Source organism: Arthrobacter sp. efr-133-TYG-120 (assembly GCF_030209785.1).
Classification (GTDB): domain Bacteria; phylum Actinomycetota; class Actinomycetes; order Actinomycetales; family Micrococcaceae; genus Arthrobacter.
Map to the genome: position 1 here is coordinate 24985 of NZ_JARVRI010000030.1, position 9987 is coordinate 34971.

Sequence of the window (9987 nt, forward strand, 5' to 3'; positions counted from 1 at the left end):
CAGTCCGGTGGAGGGGACCTTCAGCCGAGGAAACGGATCCGCTGGCCGGGGCGGGCTTGGCCCAGCAAGTCCAGATCGGTGCGACGCACCACGGCAATCACAGGGTAGCCACCCGTCACGGGATGATCTGCCAGGAATACTGTGGGAAGGCCCGACGGCGGCACTTGCAGTGCGCCGAGCACCATGCCTTCGCTGGGCAGTTCCTCGAGCCGGGCCTGGGTGAGCGGGCGGCCCACCAGCCGGGCACCGATCCTGTTGGAATCGGGCGACAGGGTCCATTCCTGGCTGACCAAGCGGCGCCAGGAGTCGGGGTCGAACCAGTCCCCCCGGGGGCCGCGATCCACGCGGGCTGTGATGGCGCGCCCCGGATCAGGAGCGCGGCGGATAGCAGGGAGGACATGCGCATTGTTAACGGTCCCCGAACCCGTACCCGAAACCAGGCCATTGCCCGCGGAAACATGCCCGATTCCTAGCTGCTCACCCGATGTCAACGGCGCTGGGCCTTCACCGGAGAGCATGTCCGTGCTGCTTGAACCGAGGAGCTTTGGCGCGTCGATGCCGCCCTGTACCGCCAGGTAATATCGCAGTCCGAACAGAGGGGAACCGAAGTCCAGCACGGCGCCCGGGGCCACCCGGACGGCTTGGTTCAGCGGAATCTCGGCCCCGTTGAGTCTCACGATTCCCTCGGCACCCGCCACCGCGACCGTCGACGCCGTGACGAACCGCAGGCGAAGCCCACCCAGCAATATCTCCAGCCCTGCCGCCTCCGCGGGATTCCCCACCAGCAGGTTGGCAAGGCGAAGCGATTGCCGGTCCAGCGCGCCGGAAGGGCTCAACCCCAAGGAAGCCCAGCCCTGCCTGCCAAGGTCTTCCACCAAGGTGAGGGGGCCGGGGTTCACCACCACTATCCCCATCAGGCCTCCACGAATCGGACCAGGTCACCCGGCCGGATCAGCGCGGGCTCGGCCTTGGACGCGTCCCACAGTGCCGCCGTCGTGGTTCCAATCAGCTGCCACCCGCCCGGAGAGGATCGCGGGTAGACTCCGCTGAACTCGCCGGCGAGGCCAACCGAGCCAGCCGGCACGGCGGTGCGTGGAGTGTTCCGGCGCGGAACGCGGAGCCGCTCATGCGTGGTGACCAGGTACACGAAGCCGGGCGCAAAGCCGGAAAATGCGGCAGTCCACTCCGAGCTCGTGTGAAGCTTGACCACTTCGGCCTCGCTCATGCCGAGGAATTGTGCCGTTTCGGCAAGGTCCGGGCCACGGTAGGAGACCTCGATGGTCACTTCGCGGCCCGAACTGGCGACGTCGTATGCCGGTTCTGCGGACTCCAGCCAGTCGCGGACGTCGGAAGGACGGATCGTTTCCGGGTCGAAGGTGACCAGGACAGTGCGGGCGGCGGGCACGACGTCGATGATCCCCTCCGGCATTGAACTGCCAACCGAAGCGCCGGCCCCGGTCAGCCCGCGGTAGTACGCGACGACGGCGGTCAGCTCGGGCAGTTCCACCAAGAAAGCGCTGTCGCCGCAGGGCAAAAGCTCCCGCTCAAGCGAAGGATTCAATCTCCACTCCAGCTTCCTCGAGGCCGGCGCGCACCGCCGCCGCCAGTTCGACAGCACCCGGGGTATCGCCATGGATGCACAACGAATCGGGCTGAACCCGCACCACTGTGCCGTCCACGGCCAGCACCTCGCCCCGCACGGCAAAGCGCACAGCCCGCTCGACTACCGCGCCGGCGTCGTGCACCACCGCGCCTTCCTGCGAGCGCGGCACCAACGTTCCGTCCGGCATGTAGCCGCGGTCCACGAACGCCTCGCGGAACACCGGGTGGCCGGATTCCTCGGCGAGGCGCAGCAGCGCCGAGCCCGGCAGGCCAAGGACGGGTAGCCCGGGATCGTAGGCGTGAATCGCAGCCACTACTGCTTCGGCCTGCTCGACGTCGTTGACGATCCTGTTGTACAGGGCACCGTGGGGTTTGACGTAGTCCACGGAGGCGCCCACCGCGTGGGCCATGCCGTCGAGGGCACCGAGCTGGTAGAGGACGTCGCCGAAGAGCTCATCGAAGGACATGTCCATCGATCGGCGCCCGAAGCCGTGCAGGTCCCGGTAGCCCACGTGGGCGCCCACCCGGACGTCGAGCTCGAAGGCGGCACGGCAGCTGTCCAGCATGGTCACCGGGTCCCCGGCGTGGAAGCCGCAGGCGACGTTGGCGCTGCTGACGATCCGGAACATTGATGCGTCGTTCCCCATGGTCCAGGAGCCGAACGACTCCCCCGAATCAGCGTTGAGATCCACTATTCCCGCCTTCCAGCGCGTTCTGGCGGGCGGCTGGGAGCAGCTCGCCCGGAATGAAGTCCGGCATGGGACCGAATGCTTCCCTCGCCGAGGCCGCTACGGCACGCCCCATGACGCGGTTTCCGACTCCGCCCACCACGGCCCCCACGCCGAAAGGCAGGGCCCGGCCGAGGAAGGCGGCGCCTTGGCGCTTAACAAGCCGCTTGAGGAAGGCGCGCTGGATGGCATCGCGAATGACCCCGAATCCTCCGCCGGGCAGCTTCTTGGTGAGGGTCATGCCCCAGGCCTGGGTGATTCCTTTGCCTCTGCCGAGCGATTGTCCGCTCAGGGCACCCAGCAGGGCCGTGCCTTCCTCGCCGAGCATGATGGCCATGACCATGGTTCGCGCACGGTCCGGATCGGTGAGGCGGATTCCGTGGAGTTCGGCCAAGGAAGCGGCGTACAGAGCGGTTCCTTCCAGGAACCCGATGGTGGCAAGCGCGGAAAGGCCCAGCGAGGCCGCGGTGCCGATGCCGGGCACGACGGCGGTTGCCCCGACGGCGGCTCCCCCGCCGGTGACTGCGGCGAGGTAGTCGCGCTCCAGTTTGGCGGCCAGCTGCGCCGCTGTGGCCTGCGGGTGTTTGCGTTGCAGGCGGCGCAGGTTGGCCAGGACAAGGGGACGTTGGACCTCGACGGCCCGGAGCAGCACGTTGTGGACACCGGGTTTGGCATTGCCGCTGGCGTCGAACATGGCGTTGTGGGCCGTTTCCTGCGCAATCTTTACTGCCTGGTTGGGTCGCTTTGCCATTCTTCACCTCTGCATTCAGCCGTTGAATTCGTTCGGTAGTTCCTTGCCTAGCCTAGGCCACACGCCCCCTCCCCGGCGTAGACTTTAAGGCGTTCGCGGGAACAGTCCAACGAAGGACAGGAAGCATCCGGAATGAACAAGGCACCAGATCCGAACGAAGTCCGCCATCACAGCGACGCCCCTGCCGAAGGGGAAACGGAGGGTTGGGTGTCGCACGATACCGGCCTTCACAGCCAGGAACCTGCCGAAGGGCCGGACACCGACGACGCGCCGGAAGAATAGCGTTCAGCCCACGCAATCTGGGGCTAAAAGTGGCTTCGCACGGAATACTCGTCTCTCCGGGGGATACCCAGCCGGGGCAATTGTTGGCGCGCGTCCTCGAGGAGCTGCGCGCTTTGGAGAAGCACGACGCCGCGAGCTTCCGTGCCGTCCGCCGCAAAGTCTCCGCGGAAATCGCTACGATGGAGGCGGCCGTCGTCTTCAGTCTCGCCGAAGGTCTGGTGGAAGCCGGCTTTGAGTGGGAAGGATGGGAATTCATCAATGCCCACCAGGCGGCTTTTGCTGAGCTGACACCGGCCCGGCTTGAACACTTGGGAGAAGGCATAGCTTCCTGGGGCCAGGCTGATGCCTTCGCCACCATCTTGGTGGGGCCGGCGTGGCGCGAAGGGCTCATCTCGGACGTCGACGTCGACCGCTGGGCGCGGAGCCCGGACCACTGGTGGCGTCGCGTTGCCCTTGTTTCCACTACCGTGCTCAACACCAGGTCGCGGTGGGGAACCGGCGATACGCAACGGACGCTCGGCGTCGTCGGGATTTTGATCAACGATCGCGACGACACGGTGGTCAAGGCGGTCAGCTGGGCGTTGCGCTCCTTGGTGCCGTGGGATCCGCCTGCCGTGCGAACCTTCTTGGAATCGCATGAGACCGAACTTGCCGCCCGCGTGAAGCGCGAGGTTCGCACCAAGCTCGAGACTGGACTGAAATCGCGCCGGCGCAGCGTCCATGGCACCGACCTTTCCAAATGAAGCACATCGCCTTCATCTGCTTGCCGGCAGCAGGCCATGTGAATCCGACGTTGCCAGTGGTTGCAGAGTTGGTTCGCAGAGGCCACAGGGTCACCTATGCCACGTCCGCGAAGTACGCGAAAGCCGTTGAATCCGCTGGCGCCGTATTCTTCCCCAGTGGAGAGGATCTGGCGGCATTCCTCCCCCCGCGCGAGCGTTCCGCTGATGGTAGCCCGGAACCCGCTGGCGGCGGCCCGGCGCCGTCACCGATGACGGGGATGTTCGCGGGAATGCCGTCCGGAATGATGTCGGGACTTCTTGAGCGGATTCTCAAGGGCGCAAGGGAGGAATTCCCGGCGCTGCTGGCCCGTCTGGCCGAGGACCCGCCGGACGGGGTGGCCTACGACGCAATGACGCTCTCCGGGAAGATGGCTGCCGCGAAGCTGGCCTTGCCCGATATTGCGTTGCTTCCGAGCTATGCCACCAATGAACATTTCTCGATGCGGGATCTCATGCCAGGGCCGCCGCCGCCAGGCATGATCGAGGCCTGGAAACAGGTCAGCCGGCGGATTAATGATTTCGCCGCGGAGCATGGCGTGGGCCATCTGCAATTCATGGGAGGCCCTCCTGCATCGTTGAACATCTCCTTCATCCCGAGGGAATTCCAGCCCTCGGGAGAGACGTTCGATGCCAGGTTCCATTTCGTAGGCCCATGCCTTGGCCTACGGGGCAACGAGGAAGCCTGGCGGCCCCGGGCGAAGGACAGGCCCCTGTTGTTCGTCTCACTGGGCACCACCCCGTTGAATGACCGGCCGGATTTCTTCAGGATGTGCTTGGAAGGATTTGCCGGCACCCCTTGGCAAGTCGCCATGGCAATCGGAGAGCGCGTCGAGGGGTCCGAGCTGGGGGACATCCCGGAGAACTTTGAGGTACGGCCCTTCTTTCCGCAGCTCGAAGTCCTGCCCCACGCCGACGCTTTCCTCTCCCACACCGGGATGAACTCGACCATGGAGGCGCTCTATTTCGGGGTGCCTTTGGTGGCCTTCCCGCTGCAGCCCGAACAAGGGGCCAATGCACGCCGCGTGGAGGACTTGGGGCTCGGGCGGCGGCTCCCCCTGGAGGGGCTCTCCCCCGAACTGATCCGGGACACGGTCCTTGAAGTCAGCGGCGACCCTGTAGTGCGCGGCAAGCTCGAGGCGATGAGTGCGCGGGTGCGATCAGCGGGCGGGGCACCGGCCGCGGCGGACGCGATTGAGGAGTTCCTGGCTGCATCGACTGCTGCGTAAGTGTCGTTTGGATGGGCGCAGCGGCCGGCACTCGGTTGGGGCGAGCCATTCGGATCAACCGCAAAGTTTCGAAACATAGCTTTTAGGGACTCACCAACGTCGCCATCGCAACAGAACGCGCGCCTCAGGGTTCCCTTAGTGAATTCCTCGGTACTGACATAACCGACAGGGGCGGCCCTTGTCTGCGGTCGGCGCGCTGGTAAGGTTCCTTCAGCGGCGCTTCGTGCCAGGCCGCCTAAATGCTTGTGGGGGAACAATGGCAGATGGTTTTTCGAAGCGGCGGTCAGCAAAGATTGCGACGTTGCTGTTGAGTTTGATGGGTTTCTTGTTCGCAGGCAGTGGCGCCGCTCAGGCGGTCGGTGCCATTTTTGGACAGGTTCCGGCCGTGCCGCTGACGACGTCCGCCAGTCTGGGGACTCCAACCCAGCCCGGTGCGTACCGGTCGATGACGCCGACCAGAGCCTTGGACACGAGGACCAGCGCACCGGTTGGGCCCGACTCAACTGTGGAACTGAATGTGGTTGACATGGCAGGTCTGCCGGTGAGCGGCGGCGCCGTGGTCTTCAACCTGACAGTAACGGAACCGGCATCGTTCGGTTTTGTGTCCGCGTATCCCAGCGGCACGAACCGCCCCCTGGCGTCGAACTTGAATTACTCGAAGGGTCAGACGGTGGCGAACCTCGTCACTGTGACGGTCGGGGGCAACGGCAAAGTGACCCTGTTCAACCGATCCGGCGGCACCGTGCAGCTCATCGCGGATATCGAGGGGTATTACCTTCCGGGGGCACCTGTTGTGCCCGGTGCGTTCGGTTCAGTCGCGCCCGCCCGGGTGCTCGACACCCGGAACACCGGGCCGGTCGGCGGGGACTCCGAAGTTTCCTTCAAAGTGGCCGGGACAAATGGTGTTCCCGCAGATGCTGCGGGCGTGGTTTTCAACCTCACCGTCACCGAGACTGATTCGTTCGGCTTCGTTGCGGCTTACCCGTTCGGCGGAGCCCGGCCGACGGCTTCAAGTCTGAACTACTCAAAAGGGCAAACGGTGCCAAACCTGGTCTCCGTTCCCATCGGAGGCGACGGAAAGGTCACCCTTTTCAACCGCTCCTCTGGCAAGGCACAACTGATCGCAGACGTCGCCGGATACTACGCCGCAGGCGTGCCGTCCGGAACTGGAACCTTCGTGCCGGTGATGCCATCGCGGTTTCTGGACACCCGGCTGAGCGCAGCCGTTGGGTCCGACACCGCAGTTTCTTTCCCCGTCTCAGGTGTTCAGGGTATTCCGTCCAAAGTAGCTGCAGTGGTCTTCAACCTGACGGCGACTGAACCGAAGTCCTTCGGATTCGTCACCGCCTACGCCGGTGGGCCAGCCCGCCCCACCGCGTCGAATCTGAACTTTTCAGCAGGACAGACCATCGCAAACCTCGTCACCGTCCCCGTCGGTGCAGACGGTACGGTCACACTGTTCAACCGCTCCGGAGCGAGCACCCAGCTTATTGCGGACGTCGCAGGCTATTTCGTCGCGCCCGAGGCTGCGGGTCCTCCCGTGACGGCAACCATTCCCGTCGGCAGCCAACCGCAGAATATTGCCGTGGACACCGCAACCCACACGGTGTACGTCGCGAACAAACAGGACGACACCGTCTCGGTGATCAATCAGGGCGCCGTGACCGCAACGGTGAATGTCGGCCGCCAGCCTTCCGGGCTGGCTGTGGATCCATCAACGCACAACGTCTATGTGGCCAATAATTGGGGCAACTCAATAACCGTAATCAACGGCACCACGGTGACGGACACAATAGCTGTCGGCATCTCCCCGACTGCCGTTGCCCTTGACCCAGAAACACACACTGTCTATGTGACGAACTCCCAGTCAAACACGCTTTCCGTGATCGACGGCTCGCAGGTTACCGCCACCATCGACGTCGGTCGAGATCCTGAGGGCGTCGCAGTAGATTCTGCCTCACACACGGTTTACGTCACAAGCAATTCGGACGGCACGCTGTCCGTTATCGACGGCAACGCAGTTACACGGACGATGGCCCTGGGGATCGGACTGGTTTGGGTGGCGGTAGACCCCAGTACTCACACGGTCTACGTCGTCAACTGGTCCACCGAGAAGCTGCTAACCATTAAAGGGACCGCGGTAACTCAGACAATCCCCTACAGCATGATGCCGTACGGAATTGCCGTTGACCCATTGACTCACACCATCTATATCCCGCACCTCTATTCAGACATGGTTTCAGTAATCAACGGGGGTACGGTGACGGCCACAATCCCAACGGGCAGCGCACCTGCCGGCTTAGCCGTGGACCCGGGCCTAGGAACCCTTTATGTAGCTAACGCAGTCAGTAATACGGTGTCGGCGATCAGTAACCTATGAGCGCGGCGGCCACGTTCTCAGCACGAGAAGTCCAGTTTGGATTTTGCTCTGCAGGTTCGGCATCTGTCACGAGCAAGAATCCCAGGGGAACTAGGCAACCAGCTCGCTTGTCACTGGTGTGGGAGTGTCTGCGATCGGGAATACTATTGCCGCCCAGCCGGGGCTGAAGGCAGGTGCGAGTCCGCATCGCCGCCTCGAGCTCGTCGACGGTGGTCTACGGGTGTGGATCAAGGCGCTAACGATCCACACCGGGCTGACTCCTTGGCTCCATTTCCACGTCCGGGCAAGGCGCCTCCATGGCCATCGAAGACGCCATCGCGCTGGGCCGATCGCTCCGGGGCACCTCGCCCGGCGACATCCCCGGTGCCCTCGCCCGCTACGAGAAGGAACGCCGGAACCGGGCGGAATCGGTGGTGGAATGGGGCCGCCGGAAGGCCGCCCCGAAGATCCGCGGCCAGTTCAAGCGCGTCTTTGAAGACCTTGTGCTGAAGGCCGTCTTCCGCTCACTCGCCCGGAAGACGGCCGACAACTTCGACTGGGTCTATCGCCACCACATCGACTGGGATGCGCCGGCGACGGCGCCCGCCGTCCTCAATCGATCCGCTGCTGAGTAAGGTGAGAGTGCCGGTGGGGAGCCACCGATCGCTAGCTGCTTGGCTGCAGTTTGCTCATCTGAGCACCCCTTGGGAGCTGGGCGTGAAAACGTTTTGTACGTTGCTGAACTGATCGTTTGTAAGGATGCCCTGGGTCATGACGGGGTTGAGGATCTGACCCGTGAAGCCCTCTCCGAGACGCACAGCCCCGGAAGTGGAGGGAAGGCGGCTTTGGGTCGAGGTTGCGGCCGTGGTCCAGGTTGAAGTGGTACCTCCCGAGGTCACAGTAATGCGCAACTGTTGATTGACCTTGTCAAAGACCGCAGAAATGAACATCCAGGCGCTCTGGGCCCGCGGCGATTCCTGGACCTGTTCGAGGGCGTTGCCCGTAGTCCAAGTATCCAGTTCGGGCCGGCCATTCGGATCCAACCTCAGTGCCCCGCCCGGGGCTCCGGTGTCGGCGATCTGCGCGATCAATGACTGGACAGTGTTTCCCCCGGGTGCCGGATTGGTGGGGCAGAACCACCCGGAGACGCTGAAGCTCTCCGCCGTATTTACGGCAGGCGACGCTGTCGTCCCGAACTGGCCTGGTGCACCGTTCAGTTGAAGGGCATTCATCTTGGTGCTCCCAGGGTATCCCGCGCTCGGATCTCCCTCGCAAGAACCAGTGGCAATAGGCCTTCCGCCGACTTGGGTAGCAACGGGCACCCAATTCCCTTCGCTCGGTGCGGTGATCGGGAGCACGGCAGTGGGCACGGGCACGGCATTTGCCACACTGAACTGGTAGGTCGTCGGATTGCTAAAGCCGGCGTCGTTGAACGCCCAAACGCTGATAAAAGTGAAGTAATCAACAGACCCCACCGTCGCTGTCGCTTTCCGTCCTTCGGCCGGACAGACCACCACAAATTGCGCGACCCGAGGGGTGTCACAGCCGAGATTGACCGGGAATGACGAAACTGGAGCTCCACTGACCGAGTAAATAAAACCCTTTGCCGGATACGTGCCCTGCTCACTAATGGTGAAATCGTATTGCCCCACACCGACAGTCCCTCCACCATTGACGGTGCCGGTGTTGGTTCCTGGGATGGTCGTGATGGTCGTGGGCGGTGTGATGACCGGCGTCGCCGGCGGCATGAGTTGGCCCATGAAGTAACCCGAAACATCCGCAATCAGATCGGTGGTCCCGGCGGAACGGTTGAACAACGTCACCTTCCCGTCAGCTCCCACCGGCACAGTCACGGAGTTCGCCACGGTCTGACCAACACCGAAGTTCACATTCGACGCATTCGGACGCTCAGTACCGGAAGCAAACGCACTCACGAACCCGAACGACTGCGGCCCCGTCACCGTCAGATTGAACACCACAGCCGAGACATTCGCCGGAATCCCAGAAACACCACCCACCTGGAACGACACAGGCGCATCAGCACCCGCAGGGACACCACCACGCGTATCCAGCATCCGCGAAGGAGCCAACGGCGCAAACGCACCCGGAACAACCGGAGCCCCCGACAGGTAATAGCCCGAGACGTCGGCAATCAGATCGGTGGAACCGGCGGAACGGTTGAACAACGTCACCTTCCCGTCAGCTCCCACCGGCACAGTCACGGAGTTCGCCACGGTCTGACCAACACCGAAGTTCA

Annotated in this window: 11 protein-coding genes; 5 read left to right on the plus strand and 6 right to left on the minus strand. The window is 63.7% G+C overall.

The window, feature by feature from the left end; genetic code table 11:
- Positions 1–20: 20 nt before the first annotated feature.
- Genes QRN51_RS17390 through QRN51_RS17405 form a run of 4 tightly spaced genes read right to left on the minus strand, consistent with a single transcriptional unit; the run spans position 21 to position 3081 of the window.
- Positions 21–914 (minus strand): 5-oxoprolinase subunit C family protein, encoded by an 894-nt coding sequence (locus QRN51_RS17390; protein ID WP_284991097.1) that lies wholly within the window; start codon positions 912–914, stop codon positions 21–23.
- The gene (gene pxpB, locus QRN51_RS17395) at positions 914–1561 is read right to left on the minus strand and encodes a 5-oxoprolinase subunit PxpB (protein ID WP_284991099.1); all 648 of its coding nucleotides are present in this window, start codon (positions 1559–1561) and stop codon (positions 914–916) included. The genes QRN51_RS17390 and pxpB overlap by 1 nt, the downstream gene beginning before the upstream one ends.
- Positions 1545–2294, minus strand: coding sequence for a LamB/YcsF family protein (locus QRN51_RS17400; RefSeq protein WP_284991100.1), 750 nt, complete (start codon positions 2292–2294; stop codon positions 1545–1547). The genes pxpB and QRN51_RS17400 overlap by 17 nt, the downstream gene beginning before the upstream one ends.
- Positions 2278–3081, minus strand: coding sequence for a hypothetical protein (locus tag QRN51_RS17405; protein ID WP_284991101.1), 804 nt, complete (start codon positions 3079–3081; stop codon positions 2278–2280). The genes QRN51_RS17400 and QRN51_RS17405 overlap by 17 nt, the downstream gene beginning before the upstream one ends.
- A gap of 132 nt (positions 3082–3213) precedes the next feature.
- On the opposite strand from QRN51_RS17405, the gene QRN51_RS17410 reads away from it, so the two are divergent.
- Genes QRN51_RS17410 through QRN51_RS17420 form a run of 3 tightly spaced genes read left to right on the plus strand, consistent with a single transcriptional unit; the run spans position 3214 to position 5371 of the window.
- The gene (locus QRN51_RS17410) at positions 3214–3363 is read left to right on the plus strand and encodes a hypothetical protein (RefSeq protein WP_284991102.1); all 150 of its coding nucleotides are present in this window, start codon (positions 3214–3216) and stop codon (positions 3361–3363) included.
- Positions 3364–3392: 29 nt separating this feature from the next.
- Positions 3393–4106, plus strand: a complete 714-nt coding sequence (locus tag QRN51_RS17415; protein ID WP_284991103.1) for a DNA alkylation repair protein — start codon at positions 3393–3395, stop codon at positions 4104–4106.
- The gene (locus tag QRN51_RS17420) at positions 4103–5371 is read left to right on the plus strand and encodes a macrolide family glycosyltransferase (protein ID WP_284991104.1); all 1269 of its coding nucleotides are present in this window, start codon (positions 4103–4105) and stop codon (positions 5369–5371) included. The genes QRN51_RS17415 and QRN51_RS17420 overlap by 4 nt, the downstream gene beginning before the upstream one ends.
- A 348-nt stretch (positions 5372–5719) precedes the next feature.
- Here QRN51_RS17420 and QRN51_RS17425 read toward each other — a convergent pair whose 3' ends face one another.
- Positions 5720–5899 carry a hypothetical protein gene (locus QRN51_RS17425; protein ID WP_284991105.1) on the minus strand — a complete coding sequence of 60 codons (180 nt, stop codon included), beginning with the start codon at positions 5897–5899 and terminating at the stop codon, positions 5720–5722.
- Here QRN51_RS17425 and QRN51_RS17430 point away from each other — a divergent pair.
- Entirely contained in the window at positions 5898–7751 is a 1854-nt protein-coding gene (locus QRN51_RS17430) for a YncE family protein (RefSeq protein ID WP_284991107.1), read from the plus strand. The two genes, QRN51_RS17425 and QRN51_RS17430, sit on opposite strands and share 2 nt — an antisense overlap.
- Positions 7752–8047: 296 nt before the next feature.
- The gene (locus QRN51_RS17435) at positions 8048–8365 is read left to right on the plus strand and encodes a hypothetical protein (protein WP_284991108.1); all 318 of its coding nucleotides are present in this window, start codon (positions 8048–8050) and stop codon (positions 8363–8365) included.
- 54 nt (positions 8366–8419) lie between these two features.
- Here QRN51_RS17435 and QRN51_RS17440 read toward each other — a convergent pair.
- Positions 8420–9987, minus strand: a 1568-nt coding sequence (locus QRN51_RS17440; protein ID WP_284991109.1) for a hypothetical protein, incomplete at its 5' end; no start/stop codon positions are given.

Coding starts and splice junctions, on each gene's coding strand:
- QRN51_RS17435 (WP_284991108.1), top strand. CDS start 8,048: ATGGCCATCGAAGACGCCATCGCGCTGGGCCGATCGCTCCGGGGCACC.
- QRN51_RS17405 (WP_284991101.1), bottom strand. CDS start 3,081: ATGGCAAAGCGACCCAACCAGGCAGTAAAGATTGCGCAGGAAACGGCC.
- QRN51_RS17430 (WP_284991107.1), top strand. CDS start 5,898: ATGGCAGGTCTGCCGGTGAGCGGCGGCGCCGTGGTCTTCAACCTGACA.
- QRN51_RS17425 (WP_284991105.1), bottom strand. CDS start 5,899: ATGTCAACCACATTCAGTTCCACAGTTGAGTCGGGCCCAACCGGTGCG.
- QRN51_RS17390 (WP_284991097.1), bottom strand. CDS start 914: ATGGGGATAGTGGTGGTGAACCCCGGCCCCCTCACCTTGGTGGAAGAC.
- QRN51_RS17410 (WP_284991102.1), top strand. CDS start 3,214: ATGAACAAGGCACCAGATCCGAACGAAGTCCGCCATCACAGCGACGCC.
- QRN51_RS17420 (WP_284991104.1), top strand. CDS start 4,103: ATGAAGCACATCGCCTTCATCTGCTTGCCGGCAGCAGGCCATGTGAAT.